Here is a 20286-nt window from a genome sequence, read left to right as displayed (position 1 = left end):
ACTGAGCTACATCAGCTTATTCAGTAATCAAACTTTATAAATAACTTTCTTCCTTTACCAAGGAAGTGCTCTACCAATCCGCCTCAACTTTGTTGAGGCGAGATCTCGTCACTCCGTGACGGACTGAGCTACATCAGCTTATTCAGTAATCAAACTTTATAAATAACTTTCTTCCTTTACCAAGGAAGTGCTCTACCAATCCGCCTCAACTTTGTTGAGGCGAGATCCCGTCACTCCGTGACGGACTGAGCTACATCAGCTTATTCAGTAATCAAATAAAGAACTATTATTTTTACTATAAAATTTCAAAGCACAAACTTATTAATGTTTATCATTAGTTTTTTTGTACGCTGAACTTATAATATCAAAAAGAACCAGTAATTATTTTTCTTACCAACTTTAAATTTTTATAGCAAAATAATTTGAAATTTTTTGTGGGCGGCGAGGGATTCGAACCCCCAAAGGCATTCGCCAACGGATTTACAGTCCGCCCCGGCTCTCCAACTCCGGCGTCCGCCCGGACAAATTACACCCATAAACTCAAAAAACGAGCATCAAATATAGAAGCATAGATTAAAAAAAGCAAGATTAATATATAATTTATTCAAAAATCTTTCAGAATTGTAAGATAAATGATTAAGAATAATTACTAAAATTTACTTTTCAAATATAATAAAAATCAAAAAATTTCTATTTTTACACAATTAATTCCATAATAAAGGTGATATAATGAAAATATCTATTATTGGTTGCGGCAATATGGGTTTGACATATGCACGTTCTTTCATTCAATATCATAAAACTAACTGTAATGACTTATTTCTTATTGCAAAAAATTCAGAGCATGCAAAAAAGTTAGAAGAATTAAATTTAGGTACTGTTTTCAATGGTATTACTCAAGAAGCATTAAATACAGATGTTCTGATTCTATCTGTAAAACCTCAGGACTTTTTAAATGTTGCTTCATCAATAACAAATAAAATTAATAAAGAGACTCTTGTTATATCTATTTTAGCAGGTATAAAATTAAAGCATTTACAAACCGCTCTCAATCACGAGATTATTGTAAGAGCAATGCCTAACATGCCTGCACAATATGGAATGGGAATTACAGTATATATACCTTCTGAAAAAACAAATATACATCATATATCTACTGTTGAAAATTTATTGAGTACAACAGGAAGAACATTCATGATTGAAGATGAAAATCTTATGGATGGTGTTACTGCTCTCAGTGGAAGTGGACCAGCTTATTTTTATTATATTGTTATGATTATGATAGAAACTGCAAAAAAAATGGGATTCGATGAAAGTCTTGCAAGTTTACTGGTTAAACATACAATGCATGGAGCTTTCCATGTTATTAATAACTCTGATTTAGATTTGGAAACATTAATTAAAAAAGTAGCTTCTAAAGGTGGAACAACAGAAGCAGCATTTGAAATACTTAAGAAAAATAATTTTGCAGAAATACTTTCCAGTGCAATTTTAAGAGCCGAAGAAAGATCAAGAGAATTAGCTCGTCTAAATGGATTAAATAATACAGGGATGAACTAAAAGCAAATTTAACTTTTATTTCATCCCCTATAAACTATGATTTAAATACCTGTTGATTTTTATAATTCTTAAACAAACAATAATTTATACTATCACTTAATGCTTTAAAACTTGCTTCGATAATGTTGGTTGATACACCAACAGTACCCCACGTACTTTCTCCATCACTCGATTCAATCATTACACGCACTTTAGCACCAGTCCCTTCTTTTTCATCAAGTACACGAACTTTATAATCAACTAATTTTATTTTTGAAATTTCAGGATAAAATCTCAACAATGCTTTTCTCAATGCTGTATCAAGTGCATTTACAGGACCATTACCATCTGCTGCTGTATGTTCAATTTCGTTATTAACTTCGATCTTAAGGACAGCTTCTGAACTTGTATGACCATCTGCGTCATAAAATACATTTACTTTTGCATCAATTAATCTGAAGAATGGAGAAAATTCATTTGTTTCTGTTCTGAATAATAATTCAAATGACGCTTCAGCCCCATCAAATTGATAGCCATCATATTCCAAAGATTTAATATAGTTAACCAATCTTTTACTTAATTCTTTATCATCAGAAATATCAATTCCAACTTCTTTAGCTTTATATTTAATGTTGCTTTGTCCAGATAAATCAGAAATCAAAACTCTTTGTTTATTTCCTACCAATTCAGGTTGGATGTGTTCATACATTCTACTATCTTTCATTACAGCACTCACGTGAACACCGCCTTTATGAGCAAAAGCAGATTTACCAGTGTAAGCACTTCTTGTGTTTGGATGAATATTCATTATTTCATAAACAAAATTTGATAGTGATGTTAGATGTTGCAATGTATTTTTTTGATTAGTCTCTAAATTCATTTTTAATAATAAATTAGGAATTATACTACATAAATTTGCATTGCCACATCTTTCACCAACACCATTGATTGTACCATGAACATGAGTTGCACCAGCTTTTACTGCTGCAAGTGAATTAGCAACAGCCAGTTCTGCGTCGTTATGTGCATGAATTCCTATTTGAAGATTAAATCTCTTTTTAACTTCCAGAACAATATTATAAACTTCATCGGGCAAAGAACCACCATTTGTATCACAAAGAACCAGTGTATCTGCACCTGCATCACTTGCTGCTTGAAGCATATTCATTGCAAATTGGGGATTGTGTTTATAACCATCAAAAAAATGTTCGGCATCAAAGATTACTCTTCTTCCGTGAGATTTAAGAAATTTAACAGATTTATAAATTAATTCTGCATTTTCTTCATCTGTTAATCCCAAACCTTTTTGAGAATGAAGTTGCCATGTTTTACCAAAAATAGTAATAATTGGTGTTTCGGACTGTAATAGCGAATTGAGATTATAATCACCTTCAACATTTTGAATAGATCGAGCTGTTGAACCAAATGAAGTAAGCTTAGCATGAGATAGATTAAGATTTTTTGCCTGCTTAAAAAATTCTTCATCCTTAGGATTACTACCAGGCCATCCACCTTCAATAATGTCAATTCCAAATTCATCAAGTCTTTTTGCAATTAGCAATTTATCCTGCACTGAAAGGTTAACACCTTCGCCTTGTGTACCATCCCTTAGTGTTGTGTCAAATATTTCTATAAACATATTCTTACCTCTTTATTTTGTTCTATCAAATCATATTATTCTTACGAGCATATTCAAAAATATTTCCTGCTTCGAGTATTGGCAGTATATCTCCCAATGGATTTAATTGAAATTTATCGCCAGTGTTTAAGTTCACCAGTATATTATTTTCTAAATCAATTTCGAGTTCGTCATTGGTTTTAATTTTATCATTCAATTTTACTTGAGTTTCATAAGGTATAACAAAACCACCATCAACACAATTTCGATAAAAAATTCTTGCATAAGATTCTGCTACAATAACTTTAACTCCCGCCATCTGCAAAGCAAAAGGTGCATGTTCTCTCGACGAACCACAACCAAAATTAGAACCACCAATAATGATATTATATTTTGATTGATAATTATCTCCTTCGATAAATGGAATTCCTCCATCAGGTAATCCAGAATTTTTTAATGGTACACCTGAAAGTGCAAAATGACCATATTTTTTTGATTCCTCTGGATCACTTAAACTATAGACCAGATGTTCAGCAGGAATTATTTGATCTGTATCTATATTATCACCAAGAACAAATGCTTTTCCTTTAATAATTTTTTCCATAATTAATTCCCAAATTTTTATAAAAATTCTCTTGGATCTGTAATAACTCCTGTTACAGCTGAAGCTGCTACAGTTAATGGCGATGCTAAATATACTTCTGATTTTTTACTTCCCATTCTACCAGGGAAATTTCTATTAGTAGTAGAAATTATTACTTCGCCATCCTGAGCTCTTCCAACAGTATCTGCTGGTCCACCAAGACAAGCAGCACATGAAGAAGGTGCTATTACACATCCTGCATTTTCAAAAATTTGTTTTAATGATACTCCATTGATTGTTTCAACTTCTAATTGATTATAAATATAAGTACTTGCCGGAACAACAAATGTTGGTACTTTAACTTGTTTACCAAAAATAATTTTTGCTGCATTAAGAAAGTCACTTAATTTACCACCGGTGCAAGAACCTATATAACATTTTGTAAGTTTTGTTCCCTGAACATTCCGAACTGTATCTCTGTTATCTGGGCTATGAGGTTTAGCTACTAATGGTTCAATATCATTAACATTATATTTATAGACTTCTCTGTATTTAGCATCTGGATCACTTTCAAAAATTTCATATGGAGCATTTGTTCGTTCGCGAACATATTTTTCTGTTATTTCATCAGCTTTTATAATGCCATTCATCGCTCCTGCTTCTATAGCCATATTTGTTAAAGTCATTCTTTCATCCATTTGCATTGAATAAATAGCTTCTCCATCAAATTCAAGAGCTCGATAAGTTCCACCTTCGGTTGTAATATCTCCAAGTACCTGAAGTATTAAATCTTTTGCTGTTAAATAAGGAGGCAATGTACCTTCAAATATAAATTTCATTGATTCGGGTACTTTTTCCCATATTTTTCCTGTACCGAGTATAAATGCTGCATCAGTATTGCCTACACCTGTTGAAAACATTCCAAATGCACCTGAAGTACATGTATGAGAATCTGTGCCAAACAAAACCGTTCCGGGTAAATTATATCCTTCTTCAGCAAGAGCCATATGACAAACGCCTTTATACCTTTCAGTTCCAACATCATAATAATTTGGTAAATCATAATGACTTGCAAATTCACGTAATATATTTACATTTCTATTTGCTTGAGGATTTTTTGTAAAAATGTAATGGTCTGGAAAGATCACAACTTTTTTCTTATCCCAGATTTTTGCTTTGTCACCAAATTCTCTTTTCCATATTTCAATAGTTGGTGGACCACATACATCGTGTGTCATTAATACATCAACATTAAGCCATATATTTTCTCCGGGTTCAACTCTTTTTCGTCCCGAAGCTTTTGCAAGAATTTTTTCAGTAATAGTCATCCCCATTTATAATTCCCTTTAAATTACTTCTGAGATTTGTTCCTTTTTATTTAATGGTTCTTCTTTGAAGTATAATTCTTTCTGGTTGAGTGCATTTAAATAAGATTTTGCACTAGCTTCTATAATATCGGTTGAAATTCCTCTTCCTGTAAAAGACTTACCACCACTTCTAATTCTAACAATAACTTCGCCCATTGCTTCTCTTCCAGCTGTAACTGAACGAACCTGATAAGATTCTAATTCAGATTTTATTGATAATGCTCTTTCGATTGAGTTAAACACTGCATCAACAGGACCATCACCTGTAGCAGATTCTTCGATTATCTTATCACCAACTTTTATACGAACCACTGCATTAGGGACAAGATTTGTTCCTGCATTCACGTGTAAATAATCAAGTTCATATATTTCTTCCCGTTTCTGAATTTCATCTCCCATTAACATTCTTAAGTCATCATCAAACACTTCTTTCTTTTTATCTGCAAGTTCAATAAAAGCATCATAAACTTTTTGAAGTTCCTCATCATTCACAGTATAACCTAATTCCTGCAATCTTACTTTTAATCCATGTCTTCCTGAATGTCTCCCCAAAACAATTTTATTTTTAGGAATTCCAACACTTTCAGGAGTCATAATTTCGTATGTTTCTCTGTTTTTAAGAACACCGTCTTGATGAATTCCTGATTCATGCGCAAATGCATTTTCTCCAACAATTGCTTTATTTCTTTGAACAAGGAGTCCAGTAAATGCAGAAACCATTTTGCTTGTATTATAAATTTCTCGTGTATTGATATTAGTATAGTAATTCAATAAATCTTTTCTCACATTTAAAATCATTACAATCTCTTCGAGCGAAGCATTACCAGCACGCTCACCAATTCCATTAATCGTACATTCAACCTGACGTGCACCATTAAGAATTGCCGATAATGAATTAGCAACTGCAAGTCCAAGATCGTTGTGGCAATGTACACTTATAATTGCTTTATCTATATTTTTAACTCTCTTTTTCAATTCAGCAATTTTATTTCCAAATTCAAATGGCAAAGTATAACCTGTAGTATCAGGGATATTAACAGTTGTAGCACCTGCTTCGATTGCTGCTTCTATTACTTCTGAAAGATAGCCTATATCTGTTCTACCAGCATCTTCTGCAGAAAATTCCACATCATCTGTAAATGTTTTCGCATAAGTAACAGCATCAATTGACATTTTTAAAATTGTTTTTCTTTTTTCTTCGAGGCTTCGGCCATATTTTTCGTGGCCAAATTTTCCTAATATATGATAATCTGATGTACTTGCGAATGTATGAATTCTTTTTCTTGGCGCAGGTAATAGAGCATCTGCCGCTGCTTTGATATCTTTTTCGTTTGCTCTTGCCAGAGCAGCTATTATACAATTTACTTCTTCAGCAATTCTTCTAACTGCTTCAAATTGAGCGGGCGAAGAAATTGGAAAACCTGCTTCTATTATATCAACATTTAATTTTGCGAGTTGATGTGCTATCTCTAATTTTTCATGAACATTTAAAGAAGCACCAGGTGATTGTTCACCATCTCTTAATGTAGTATCAAATATCAATATCCTTGTTGGTTCCATATTTACCTCTTATGTTTACCATACTTATTGATTAATAACTGACTATTCAATAATAAATCTTCCTTTATTCTTATCTGTTTGAAAATTTTTATTAAAATACATTGTGAAATATTCTTGAAGCAAAATCTTTTCTTAAAAAATTATAGTGTAAATACATTTATTGCTTCCTTAGTAAAAAGTTTTTCAAATTCTTCAATTATTTTATCAGTCATTTCATCCGTAGAGACAAGTTTATCTCCTTCTTTATAAATATCTTTTGTTCTATATCCTTTTGAAAGTACATTTTCGATTGAATTTTCTATTAACTCGGCTGCTTTATCCATTTGAAAAGAATACTTAAGCATCATAGCAGCAGAAGAAATTGCTGCAATTGGATTTGCAATATTTTTACCTGCAATATCTGGTGCGCTTCCATGAACAGGTTCATATAAAGCATACTTAGAACCAATACTTGCTGAAGGAAGCATTCCAAGACTACCAGTAATCATAGCAGCAATATCGCTGAGAATATCACCAAAAAGATTTGATGTAAGAATAACATCAAATTGTTTTGGATATCTCACCAATTGCATTGCTGCATTATCAACATACATATGATTAAGCTCTATATCTGGATAATTTTTATGAACATCAATAACAATTTTGCGCCAGAATTGTGATACTTCTAGAACATTTGCTTTATCTACAGATGTAACTTTTTTATTTCTAACCTTTGCAAGTTCAAAAGCTGTTTTTGCAATTCTTTCGACTTCATCTTTTGTATAAATCATTGTATTAAAACCTTTTTCTTCATCATAGCCACGAGGATTACCAAAATAAATTCCACCGGTTAATTCTCTTACAATCATAACATCAGTATCTTTCAAAATTTCTTCTTTCAAAGATGAATAAGAAAGCATTGGTGTATAAACTTTAGCTGGGCGAAGATTTGCATATAAGCCCAATGCTTTTCTGAGTTTCAGAAGAGCTGCTTCTGGTTTTAGGTGATGAGGAAGATTTTCCCATTTAGGACCACCAACTGCACCCAGAAATACTACATCAGAACTATAACATTCATTCAACACATCATCAGTCAATGGTGTAGAAAATTTATCGTAAGAAGCACCGCCAATCAAAGCAGTATTAAAATTAAATTCTGTATTAAATTTTTCGCCTACACATTTAAGTACTTTTACTGCTGCGGATGTAACTTCGGGACCAATTCCATCTCCGGGTAAAAGAGTAATTTTATACATTCTATACTCCAAAATTTCTTATTCATAAAATTTTATTTATTTGTCAACCAGCTCATCATACTTCTTAATTGAGCTCCAACTTTTTCAATTAAGTGATTCTTATTTTCTTCTCTTAGTTTTTTAAGTACTGGTTGCCCATTTTTATTTTCATTAATCCATTCTTCTGCAAATTTACCTGTTTGAATATCTTCAAGAATTTGTTTCATTACTTTTTTTGTATCAGCATTTATAACTTTTGGACCTCTTGTCATACCACCATATTCTGCTGTATCACTGACTGAATAATTCATTCTTGTTAAACCACCTTCGTAATAAAGATCAACAATTAATTTCAATTCATGCATGCATTCAAAGTAAGCAAGTTCAGGAGGATATCCTGCTTCCACTAAAGTTTCAAAACCCGCTTTAACCAATTCTGCAGAACCACCACATAACACAGCCTGTTCGCCAAATAAATCAGTTTCTGTTTCATCTTTAAATGTAGTTTCAATAACACCTGCGCGTGTTCCACCAATACCTTTAGCCCATGCAAGTGCTATATCTTTAGCCTTTCCAGTATAGTCTTGATGAATTGCTATTAAGCATGGTGTACCACTTCCATTTTGAAATGTTCTTCGTACCAGATGACCGGGACCTTTTGGAGCAATCATAATAACATCAACATCGTTTGGTGGAATTACCTGTTTATAAAAAATATTGAAACCATGAGCAAAAGCTAAAGCTTTACCTGTTTTAAGATGCGGTTTAATTTCATTTTCATAAACTTCTTTATGATTCTGATCTGGTAAAAGAATCATTATAACATCACCCCATTCCGATGCTTCTTCAACTGTAAAAACTTTTAATCCAGCTTCTTCTGCTTCTTTCCAGCGAGCACTTGTTTTTCTTAAACCTACTGCTACATCCAAACCACTATCTTTTAAGTTCAATGCATGAGCATGACCCTGGCTACCATAGCCAATTACCGTTAATTTTTTCTCTTTTAATAAATTTAAGTCTGCATCTGCATCGTAATAAATTTTCATTTTAATTCTCCAACTTTGTTAGTTTCAGTTTCAGATTTATTTAGTTTTCTGGATTGCTCGCCTCTTCTTAAGGCAACCAAACCAGATCTTGCAATTTCTTTTATACCATATGGTTCGAGAACATTAATTGCTGCGTCGATCTTTTCGGGGGGTCCGGTTATTTCGAGCATTAATGTTTTATTATTTATATCAACCACATTACCACGAAATATTTCACAGATATCAATTATTTCTGATCTTGTCCCCTTCTGATAACCAACAGTAATCAACAGTAATTCTCTTTGAACTTTTGGTTGATATGTCAAATCCACGATTTTAATTGTATCGATTAATCTGTTTAATTGTTTAACAATTTGTTCAATCACCTTATCTTCGCCTTCTGTAACAATTGTCATTCTTGAAATAGTTGGGTCTTCAGTTTCGCCTATTGAAATTGAGTGAACATTATAGCCTTTGGCGCTAAACATTGTTACAACGCGATTGAAAGCACCAAATTTATTTTCTACTAATGCTGATATTACGTGTAACATTTTATATCATCTCCTTTGGATCTAGTCTGCGAATTATCATATCGCTGATTGATGCACCAGCAGGAACAATCGGGAAAACCATATCTTCTTTAACAACTTTGAAATCAACAAGTATTGGTCCTTCGTTATAAGCAAGTGCTTCTTTCAGTACAGGTTCTACATCTTGAATATTACTTACAGAATAAGCTTTAATATCAAAAGCTTCTGCTAGCTTAACAAAATCTGGATTACTATCAGATAAATCAGTAAAGCTATATTTTTCTGCATGGAATAATTCCTGCCATTGTCGAACCATTCCAAGGAATGAATTATTTATTATGAATATTTTAATTGGTAATTTATTATAAGAAGCTGTTGCAAGTTCTTGCATATTCATTTGAAAACCGCCGTCCCCTGTAATACACAAAACTGGTTTATCTTTCACTGCAAATGCAACACCTATTGAAGCTGGAAGAGCAAAACCCATTGTTCCTAAACCACCACTTGTGATATGAGTTCTGGGGTGATTAAATTTATAATATTGTGCAACCCACATTTGATGCTGACCAACATCTGTAACAACAATTGCATCACCATTTGTAAGTTCTGAAAGTTTTTCAATTATATATTGTGCTCTTAATCTACCATCTGACATATCATATTCCAGTGGACATTCTTCTTTCCATGCTTCGATTTGTTCCCACCATTCTGTTAAATCGGGTTTTTCAGAAATTTCTGCTGCAAGTTCAGCCATTACATGTTTAACATCACCAACAATTGGTAAATCTACAATTACATTTTTATCAATACATGTTGGATCGATATCAACATGAATTTTATAAGCATTTTTTGCGAAGGTATCCACTTTACCAGTTACTCTATCATCAAATCTTGCCCCAAGAGAAATAAGTAAATCACAATTATTTACAGCTTGATTAGCCCAGTAAGTGCCATGCATTCCAAGCATTCCAAGTGATTGTCTATCGTTGCCCGGGAAAGCACCTAATCCTTGAAGTGTCATTGTAACAGGTAAATTATTTTCTTTAGCTAAGAGATATAATTCACGATGTCCGCCTGACATAATTACACCACCACCTACATAAAGTAAAGGTCTCTTAGATTTTTGAATCATCATAGCAGCTTTTTTAATTTGATTTTGATGGCCATAAACTCTTGGTTTATAACCTCTAAGTTCAACTTTATCTGGATAATCAAATTCAGTAATACTATTAATAACATTTTTAGGTAAATCTACAACAACTGGTCCTGGTCTACCAGTAGATGCTATATAGAAAGCCTGTTTAATTGTGGTTGCTAATTCTGAAATATCTCTAACCAGGAAATTATGTTTTGTAATTGGTCTGGTAATTCCACATATATCTGCTTCCTGGAATGCATCATTTCCTATTAAATGAGTTGGTACTTGACCAGTAAAAACAACCAGAGGGACAGAGTCCATATAGGCATCTGCAATACCAGTTACAGTATTAGTAGCACCAGGTCCCGAGGTAACCAGTACTACACCAACTTTACCTGTAGCTTTAGCATAGCCTTCTGCCATGTGTGTAGCACCTTGTTCGTGTCGTACAAGTATATGTTTAAGAAAATCTATATCATAAAGTTTCTCGTAGATTTTTAATACAGCTCCACCTGGATAACCGAATATATACTCAACGCCTTCGCGTTTGAGGCATTCGAAAAATATATCCGCCCCTGTCATTGTTTTTTTTCTAGTATTCATAATTAAAACCCCATTTATTTATTTAATCAGGTAAACTTAAAATTGCACCAGTGTGTGCAGAAGTAACCAGTCTTGAATAACGACCCAGATAACCTTTATTAATCTTAGGTTTGAACTTTGGCAATTTATTTAATCTATTTTGAATTTCTTCATCACTTAATTCAACGTTAAGAGAATAATTAGGTATATCAATTGAAATTATATCTCCATTTTCCACTGCTGCTATTGGACCTTTTTCTGCAGCTTCTGGAGATATATGTCCAATACAGGCTCCTCTTGTTCCACCAGAAAATCGACCATCAGTCAACAATGCTACTTTATCACCCAAACCCATTCCCATAATTTCGCTAGTTGGTGCAAGCATTTCCGGCATTCCCGGGCCACCTTTCGGTCCTTCATATCGTATTACAACAACATTACCGGGTTTAACTTTACCATTTCTTATTCCTTCAATTGCTTCGTCTTGCGAATTAAAAACTATTGCTGGACCTTTAAAGACAAGCATATGTTCATCAACAGCACCTGATTTAACAATTGCACCTTTTGGTGCTAAGTTTCCAAACAAAACTGTAAGACCACCTGTTTTTCTAAATGGTTCATTTATACTTCTAATAACATTTCTATCTTTTACTTCTGCATTTTTAATATTTTCTCCAAGTGTTTTTCCTGTAACAGTTGGTAAAGAGAGATTTAAAACTCCATCAAGTTTAGAAAGTTCATTTAAAATTGCTGAAATACCACCGGCTCTATCAACATCTTCGATATGAACATCTTTAGTAGCCGGTGAAACTTTACAGATATATGGAACTTTTTGTGAAAGTTTATTTATTTCATTCAAGTCAAAATTAATTCCTGCTTCGTTAGCAATTGCAAGTGTATGAAGAATAGTATTGGTACTTCCTCCCATTGCCATATCAAGAGCGAAAGCATTCAGGATAGATTCACGTGTAATAATATCGCGTGGTTTTAAATCGAGTTGAATTAATTCCATTATTTTTCTTGCTGCCTGTCTTGCAAGTTCTTCCCGCCGAGGATCAACTGCTAAAATTGTTCCATTGCCTGGCAATGCAATACCGAGCGCTTCCATTAAACAATTCATAGAGTTTGCTGTAAACATTCCAGCACATGAACCGCATGTTGGACAACCAAAGTCTTCGAGTTCTTTCAATTTCTTTTCATCGATCTGGCCAGATGAGAATTTTCCCACACCTTCGAAGACAGATATCAAATCAATAACTTCACCTGAAGGTGTATGTCCTGCTTTCATTGGTCCACCAGAAATGAAAATTGTGGGAATATTTAATCTTACAGCAGCCATCAACATACCAGGCACAATTTTATCGCAATTTGGTATGCATATTATTGCATCAAGACGATGAGCTTCTACCACCGTTTCTACGCTATCGGCAATTAATTCTCTACTTGCAAGTGAAAATCTCATACCTATATGCCCCATAGCAATTCCATCATCAACACCTATTGTATTAAACTCAAATGGTACTCCTCCAGCTTTTCGAACTTCGTCTTTTACTACTTTCCCAAACTCCTGTAAGTGAACATGACCGGGTATTAAATCTATGTATGAATTACATATACCTATAAAAGGCTTTTTGAAATCATCATCTGATTTTATTACTCCCGTTGCTTTTAATAAACTTCTATGAGGAGCTTTGTCAAAACCTTTTTTTATTAAATCAGATCGCATATGACCTCATAAATTATTTTTAATTATTCATCTTTAGATATACCTCAAGGATTTAGTCAATCCCTAATTCTAATTGTCAAATGTTTTAATAGGCTTAGGGATTGACTATAATTATTAGCCTAGAATTATAATTAGGTTAATAATTAGAATAGTAATCCCAATGAGGTGAATATCTAAAGATGTGTTAATATGAAATTTTGTTCGGTTGACTTCGACGAGCAATTGCTGCCCATTAATTTTTTGATATGCAACGATATGTTTATAATTGTCAACCATAATTTACATACAATTATAATGGATATATTTTAATATGTCAAGTATTATTTTAAAATTTTTTGCATAATTATTCATTAATATGAATAAACTTATCTGCTAAATTTTCCCCTCTTATTATAACTAAAGATACCATTCAGTCTTTATAATACAAAAAGGCTGCTACAATTATTTATTAGCAGCCGCGAAAATTTCACCGGAGTATAATTATTAATCAACTGGATATGCACCTATATAGCTTTTCTTCGTTTTAATAAACTTCTTCATAAATTCAGGAACTTTTGAACCTGATGTAGAATCGGCAAACGACTTCAATAGATGAAAATCATGTAATTCAAAACTTTTAAAGATTGGTTTATCATAATCTGCATAATACTTACTATTCTTAGCAAATTGAGGATAAAGATTTTTTAAATCTTCTAAATTTTTAAAACTTGATTGACACTTTTCATTTTTAAAAGGACTCCAGAGAATTAAAATATCATAATTATTTGACTGACGAACATAATAATTATAATCAAGTATATTTAATTGAGGTTTAATTAGTTTATCACATAATTGTGCTGGTTGCCATACGTACAATAAAGGTCTCTTAAAATCAGCATCTGCATATAATAAATTATTTACAAATTCATGACCTTCTCTTTTATCTATATCCGGACCAGTACTAGCATGCCAACCAAAATGATCTCCAGCTGCAACACGAGCATTTCGAGAAATACATGCAGTACTATTTATAAAAGTGTTATTATATACTTTAACATTAGAACTATTTAATACCCATATACCATGGTCACAATTTACAAATACATTACCAGCACAAATTGCCCCTTTTGAAATTTCAAAGAAAAATCCGTTATCACTGGGCCATGGTTGATTTATGTTCAGTTCTGTTCTGTTATTTCCAACATTTTCAATCCAGTTATTAATAAAAACACCATCAACATTTCCTACATCATACCAGATTCCATTTGAGTATGGAAGATCAATTACAAGATTATCATTACATGTTACTCTATGGCACTGATTAAAAATTTTTACAGCAGCTGGATAGTAACCGGTAATTCGTTCAATATTATTTCGAGTAAAAATGTTTTTTTCAAGCAAAACATCGTTAGAACTAATTATATAAATTCCTTCTGTGCTTGTATCACTCACTTTACAATGTCTTATAACAAGGCTATCTCCACGGATATAACCTGCGACTCGTGAGCAAAATGTTATTGTACAATTTTCAATTAATGTACCCACAACATCTTTCCCAAATGTTTTTTCGTCTGCTGGACCTTCGGGTTCAGTTCCTTCCACTTCTAATGCTCTGTAGGCATATTGAGTAAATGTTATTCCTTTTATTTTTGGTCCTTTTTTATCTGGTTTCATTCCGTTTACTTCTTTAGTCGTTCTTATTAAAGCAGCGTCAAATGCTGTAATTTCAACCAGCTTATTTGTAGGATCAGTTCCTATATAAACAACGCCTCTATCATAATCAATGTAATAAGAATTTTCATCTACTTCTCCTTCCCAGCCAGCTGATTGTAAAAATTTTCCATTTACAAAAACCATATCATTATTAAATCTATGCAATGGAGTTTTTTTACCTTCTCTATCTCGCATCCACCAATCTGCTGGTTTTGATGGGAATAAACGATCCCATTTAGTTATCCATAATCCATTACCAAGACTTTTCCAATCAGTTGCTACATAAGTCCCTTTGAAAACTGGTTGTTCATCTTTATATGATTGAATAATTATTCCCTGATTAAAAACTAAATTCCCTGTTCTATAAACTCCACCACGTAAAATTATAGCATCTCCTGTTTTTGCTTTAGAGATTGCTTTTTCGATTGTAGTAGGTTCAGAAATTGATTCGCCAGAGTTTTCAGGAATTCCATCTGGTGAAACAAAATAAATTTTTCCAGAAACTTTAGGTATATCGTAAACTTGATAAATTGGTCCGTATGGTCCTCCAGAAGGTTGAGATATTGTTTCATTCTTTAATATACAGGTAAATGTTAAAAAGAATAAAAGATAAATTTTACTATTAGAAATAATTCCAATAAAATTTTTCTTCTTCATTTTATCCTCTAACAATAAATTCTTAAAAAAAATATTCAATTATTTATTAAGATGAAATCGGAGAGCAATATAATTAAATCTATAACCCAAGACAATTATATGAAATGTAAGTTTGTTAATAAATTATCTACAAACACTAACAATTAATGTCCCCAAAGTTCTCTATCAAGAGCTCTATATTGAATTGCTTCGCTAATATGTTGTGGTAAAATATTTTCTGAATTTTCTAAATCAGCAATTGTTCTACTTACTTTAATAATTCTATCATAAGCACGTGCAGATAAACCCAATCGAGTCATAGCCATTTTTAATAATTCTTCGCATTGATTATCGAGTTTGCAAAATTTTCTAATTTCTTTTGTGCCCATATGAGCATTACAATAAATATTTTTTAAACCAGCAAATCTTTTCAGTTGAATCTGGCGAGCAGCAACTACTCTTTTTCTAATAACTTCAGATTTTTCACCTGATGATGCTGAAGATAGTTCTTTGAATTTTACTGGTGGAACTTCTATATGAATATCAATTCTATCGAGTAATGGTCCAGAAATTTTTGCCATATATTTTTGAATTTGAGCAGTTGTGCAGGTACATTCTTTTGTTGGATCTGTAAAATAACCACATGGGCATGGATTCATTGCTGCAGCAAGCATGAAATTAGCCGGGAACTCAAGAGACATTTTTGATCTACTAATTGTAACTTTCGAATCTTCAAGTGGTTGACGTAAAACTTCTAAAACATTCTTTTTGAATTCAGGTAATTCATCTAAAAATAAAACGCCATGATGAGCAAACGAAACTTCACCTGGACGAGGAATACTTCCCCCTCCAATTAATGCTGCATCACTTACAGTATGATGAGGACTTCTAAAAGGTCTTTCTGTTATTAATGCTTTATCTTTAGGAAGAATTCCTGCAACTGAATGAATTTTTGTTGTTTCGAGTGCCTCTTCGAATGTAAGAGGAGGAAGAATTGTTGGTAATCTTTTTGCGAGCATAGTTTTTCCAGAACCTGGTGGTCCAATCATAATGATATTATGACCACCAGCTGCTGCAATTTCAAGAGCACGTTTTGCATTTTCCTGTCCTTTAACATCTGAAAAATCAAGATGATATGTATTAACTTCTGCAAATACTTCATCTTTATCTGTATGAACTGGTTCAAAATTATTTTCCGAATTTAAAAATTGTATTACTTCATTCAAGCATTCAAGACCGTAGACATTAATACCTTCAACAATTGATGCTTCTCTTACAGAATCTTTAGGAAGAATTATATTTTCAATACCTAATCTCCTTGCTTCAACTGCAATTGGTAGTGCACCTTTAATTTTTCTTAAAGATCCATCTAAAGATAATTCACCAAGCAATAAAGTTTTTTCGAGTAAATTCTGATTTACAATTTCATTGGCTGCTAAAATTCCAATGGCAATTGGTAAATCGAATGCACTTCCTTCTTTTTTAATATCAGCTGGAGCTAAATTGACTGTAATTTTTTTGAAGGATAAATCGATCCCGGAATTTTTAAGTGCAGCCAGTACTCGTTCTTTACTTTCTTTTACTGCATTATCTGGTAGACCAACAATTGTAATGGAAGGGAGTTGTTTCTCGCTATGAGTTTCCACTTCAACTTTATATGCATCAATTCCAAAAGTAGCTGCTGAAAGTACTTTTGAAAACATAGTTATAAGTTTATATTATATTTTCAAAGTAATAAAAATCTATTTTTAATAAAACAACTTACCTAAGAAAATTATAGGAAGTCCCTCGAACTAAATAATATCATTTAAAAAAATATTTATTTAAATCTCCTTAAGAATTCAATTCTATCTTTTAGATTTTCAATAGGAACTAAAAGTTTATCTTTACCAAAAATTGCATCTTCACGATTTGTAAATACCAGTTCATAATCTTTACTCATAACAATAGCTTCTTCTGGACAAACTTCTTCGCAAAATCCACAAAAGATGCAACGTAACATATTTATTTCGAATAATTCTGGATACCTTTCTTTTTCTAATTCTGTTTCGGCAGCTCTAACTTCTATAGCTAAAGCTGGACAAACTCTTGAACACAAACCACAGGCTACGCATCTTTCTTTCCCATTTTCATCAAGAACTAAAACAGGTCTTCCTCGATACGAAGCAGGGGGCTCAAACTTAACCTCGGGATATTCCATTGTAAACTTAGGACGAAACATATTTTTGAGAGTAAGTATCATTCCCTTAATTATTTCAACTATATAAATTCTTTCAAAAAAATTTAGGTCTTTTTTTCTTTTCTTGATTGCCATACTATAACCTTTCTCTAAATCTTAAATATCATTATAAGAATTGCAACCCAGATAATATTTACCAGTGAAAGTGGAAACATAACTTTCCACCCTATATTCATTAATTGATCATATCTAAATCTTGGGATACTCCATCTTACCCAAATAAAGACAAACAACACAAAAGCAGTTTTAAATAAAAATGCAAATACCTGTAAAATTGTTGTTAAAGCTGGATTTAATCCAAACTTATCAATAAATGGAATTTGCCATCCACCAAGATAAAGAGTAACAATTAAACAACTTGCAATTATCATATTAGCATATTCTGCTAAAAAGAAACCAGCAAATTTAAATGAGCTATATTCTGTATGATAACCACCAACAAGTTCAGGTTCTGCTTCTGGTAAATCAAAAGGTAATCGATTGGTTTCTGCAAATGCAGAGACAACAAATGTAATAAAACCAATTGGTTGAATAATAGCATTCCACATCAAACCATATTGAGCATTCACAATATCGATTGGTCTTAACGATTCCGAAATTAATAAAACCCCTGCAATAGAAAATCCCATAGATACTTCATAAGAAATCATCTGTGCAGAAGAACGTATTCCACCAAGTAAAGAATATTTACTACCCGAAGACCATCCTGCAAGAGTTATTCCATAGACTCCAAGTGATGTTAATGCAAGAACATATAATATCCCTATGTTAACATCTGCTACTACTAATTTTATTTCATATCCAAATAAATTAATAGTTGGTCCAATTGGTACAACAGCATAAGTTGCAAATGCAACAAAGAGTGAAATAAACGGAGCTAATGTGTGCAAAGTTTTATTAGCAGCTTCTGGAACAATATCTTCTTTCAATAACAATTTAAATACATCAGCAAATGGTTGTAATAATCCTTTATAACCTACTCTATTAGGTCCCAATCTATTTTGTGCCCAGGCACTTATTTTCCTTTCGAAGTAAACCATATAGGCAACAGATAAAAGGAGTGTTGTAATTGCAATTAATATTTTTACAATTGTGATAATTATTATTTCCCAGATATTCATCAAATAAGCTCCGAAGATTTAATTATCATTTATTTGAAAATTCTAAAACATCTTTTTTAATAACTACTCCCAGCTCTCCGATTACATCATAATCTAATCCATTAAATTCATCTATTGAATTGGCAAGATCATTAAAAACTTCTTCTGCCATATTATATTTGACTTTTGAACCAAGTTTTGTTGAAAGTAAGCTTAAAATTTTCCAGCTTGGTTTTGCATCATATTTTTTACCCTGAGCCCATTTATCGAATGGTGTACCAAATTTATCCCATCTACTCATACTCATTCCATCGAGTGCTCTATCGAGTTCAACTGTTGCAACTGCAGGTTTTATTCTTTGTACTCTACCCTGAAAGTTAACAAATGTGCCATGTTTTTCTGCATAAGTGGCAGCAGGAAATATAATATGGGCAACTTCTGTAGTTTTATTTTGATTTGTAGCATGAACAATTATCAAATCTAATTTATTTATAACATCAGCGAATTCTTCGTTAATCGAAAAGAGATCTTCTTCCATTATATAAATTGCTTTGATCTTTCTTTCTTTAATTCCACTAATAATTTCTTTCACAGCATCATTGGTCAACAAATTCAGTCCAATCAATTCAGCACCAAGTGAATTTGGTGTTTTATCTTCTCGAATTAATATATCATCCTGATCTCCCTCTTTTATATGTTTAGCAAAATATACTTTAGATATACCAAGTAACTTCGCAAATTTTTTAAGCATATAATTATCTTCGCATGTAGCAAATGGAGAACCAATGAATACTATTTCATTACTCTTAAATTCTTTCAATCGTTCCGAAGCCTCTTTTAATGCTACTTCCCATTCAACTTTTTCAAGAATACCATTTTTGCGAATGAAAGTACCATCAATTCTTGTTTCAGAATTTACATGTTTGAATGTATTGATTCTGCCATAATCACACATCCAATAACTATTTACATCTTCATTATGTCTTGGAGTTAATCTAAGAATTTTATTATTATGTACCCAAATCTCAGTATTACAACCTCGAGAACATCCTATACAAATAGAATTTGTACTTGACATTTCCCAGACTCTTGCCTTAAATCTAAAATCTTGATTTGTCAATGCACCAACTGGACAAATATCTGTTGTATTAAGAGTATAAGGATTATCAAATGATTCACCTGGATATGTAGTAATTGTAACCCTATCACCTCTTTTAATAAATGTTAACTGATGGGATTTTGCAATTTCATCTGTAAAGCGAATACATCTTGAACATAAGATGCATCTTTCGGCATCAAATTTAATATATGGACCTAATTGAACACGTTTTTCTTTTCTATTTTTCATTTCTTCGAATCTACTTTCACCTTTGCCATGTGCATAAGCATATTCCTGAAGTTTACATTCTCCAGCTTCGTCGCAAATTGGACAATCGAGCGGATGATTTATTAACAAAAATTCCATTACAGCATTTCTTGCTTCGAGTGCACGTGGTGATTTTGTATGAACTACCATTCCCTCAGATGCAAGTGTTGCACAAGATATTACAAGTTTTGGCATTTGTTCTACTTCTACAAGACAAACTCTGCAATTACCCGATACAGATAACTTAGGATGCCAGCAGAAATGTGGAATATCTATATTTGCATTGCGAGCTGCTTCAATAATAGTTTGACCTTGTTGAAATTCAATTTCTTTTCCATCTAAAATAAATTTTGGCATAAATTTCCCTTTAT

15 protein-coding genes and 1 tRNA gene are annotated in these 20286 nt (G+C 32.5%); 1 reads left to right on the top strand and 15 read right to left on the bottom strand.

The genetic code is table 11. The features are described 5' to 3' along the window. Positions 1-435: 435 nt before the first annotated feature. Positions 436-519, bottom strand: a tRNA-Tyr gene (locus tag VJY38_RS13770). Positions 520-729: 210 nt separating this feature from the next. On the opposite strand from VJY38_RS13770, the gene proC reads away from it, so the two are divergent. Beyond that, positions 730-1560 (top strand): pyrroline-5-carboxylate reductase, encoded by an 831-nt coding sequence (gene proC, locus VJY38_RS13765; protein WP_353681303.1) that lies wholly within the window; start codon positions 730-732, stop codon positions 1558-1560. Positions 1561-1594: 34 nt separating this feature from the next. Here proC and cimA read toward each other — a convergent pair whose 3' ends face one another. The 14 genes from cimA to VJY38_RS13695 all read right to left on the bottom strand — a co-directional run bounded on the left by cimA (position 1595) and on the right by VJY38_RS13695 (position 20272). After that, positions 1595-3178 (bottom strand): citramalate synthase, encoded by a 1584-nt coding sequence (gene cimA, locus VJY38_RS13760; RefSeq protein WP_353681302.1) that lies wholly within the window; start codon positions 3176-3178, stop codon positions 1595-1597. A gap of 25 nt (positions 3179-3203) precedes the next feature. Further along, positions 3204-3761 (bottom strand): 3-isopropylmalate dehydratase, encoded by a 558-nt coding sequence (locus VJY38_RS13755; RefSeq protein ID WP_353681301.1) that lies wholly within the window; start codon positions 3759-3761, stop codon positions 3204-3206. 17 nt (positions 3762-3778) lie between these two features. Then, entirely contained in the window at positions 3779-5074 is a 1296-nt protein-coding gene (locus tag VJY38_RS13750) for a 3-isopropylmalate dehydratase large subunit (protein ID WP_353681300.1), read from the bottom strand. A gap of 12 nt (positions 5075-5086) precedes the next feature. Beyond that, positions 5087-6667: a 2-isopropylmalate synthase gene (locus VJY38_RS13745; protein ID WP_353681299.1), complete on the bottom strand. Its 1581-nt coding sequence runs from the start codon at positions 6665-6667 to the stop codon at positions 5087-5089. Positions 6668-6807: 140 nt separating this feature from the next. Continuing rightward, complete coding sequence (leuB, locus tag VJY38_RS13740; protein ID WP_353681298.1) at positions 6808-7902, bottom strand: 3-isopropylmalate dehydrogenase; 1095 nt, start codon at positions 7900-7902, stop codon at positions 6808-6810. Positions 7903-7934: 32 nt separating this feature from the next. After that, positions 7935-8927, bottom strand: a complete 993-nt coding sequence (gene ilvC, locus VJY38_RS13735) for a ketol-acid reductoisomerase (protein WP_353681297.1) — start codon at positions 8925-8927, stop codon at positions 7935-7937. Continuing rightward, a complete protein-coding gene (gene ilvN, locus VJY38_RS13730) occupies positions 8924-9457 on the bottom strand; it encodes an acetolactate synthase small subunit (RefSeq protein WP_353681296.1) in 534 nt (177 codons plus the stop codon). The genes ilvC and ilvN overlap by 4 nt, the downstream gene beginning before the upstream one ends. 1 nt (position 9458) lies before the next feature. After that, complete coding sequence (ilvB, locus tag VJY38_RS13725) at positions 9459-11177, bottom strand: biosynthetic-type acetolactate synthase large subunit (protein WP_353681295.1); 1719 nt, start codon at positions 11175-11177, stop codon at positions 9459-9461. 22 nt (positions 11178-11199) lie between these two features. Further along, positions 11200-12882 (bottom strand): dihydroxy-acid dehydratase, encoded by a 1683-nt coding sequence (gene ilvD, locus VJY38_RS13720; protein WP_353681294.1) that lies wholly within the window; start codon positions 12880-12882, stop codon positions 11200-11202. Positions 12883-13365: 483 nt separating this feature from the next. Next, entirely contained in the window at positions 13366-15231 is a 1866-nt protein-coding gene (locus tag VJY38_RS13715; RefSeq protein WP_353681293.1) for a right-handed parallel beta-helix repeat-containing protein, read from the bottom strand. 143 nt (positions 15232-15374) lie between these two features. Continuing rightward, positions 15375-16913, bottom strand: coding sequence for a YifB family Mg chelatase-like AAA ATPase (locus VJY38_RS13710; protein WP_353681292.1), 1539 nt, complete (start codon positions 16911-16913; stop codon positions 15375-15377). 116 nt (positions 16914-17029) lie between these two features. Further along, a complete protein-coding gene (gene nuoI / locus VJY38_RS13705) occupies positions 17030-17524 on the bottom strand; it encodes an NADH-quinone oxidoreductase subunit NuoI (protein WP_353681291.1) in 495 nt (164 codons plus the stop codon). 14 nt (positions 17525-17538) lie between these two features. Continuing rightward, a complete protein-coding gene (gene nuoH / locus VJY38_RS13700; RefSeq protein WP_353681305.1) occupies positions 17539-18570 on the bottom strand; it encodes an NADH-quinone oxidoreductase subunit NuoH in 1032 nt (343 codons plus the stop codon). A 25-nt stretch (positions 18571-18595) separates the two neighbouring features. Beyond that, on the bottom strand, positions 18596-20272 hold the full coding sequence (locus VJY38_RS13695; protein ID WP_353681290.1) for an NADH-quinone oxidoreductase subunit G: 1677 nt from the start codon (positions 20270-20272) through the stop codon (positions 18596-18598). Between the last annotated feature and the right edge of the window lie 14 nt (positions 20273-20286).

It is taken from the genome of Rosettibacter firmus, assembly GCF_036860695.1.
Classification (GTDB): domain Bacteria; phylum Bacteroidota; class Ignavibacteria; order Ignavibacteriales; family Melioribacteraceae; genus Rosettibacter; species Rosettibacter firmus.
This window is presented reverse-complemented; position numbering and strand designations above follow the sequence as displayed.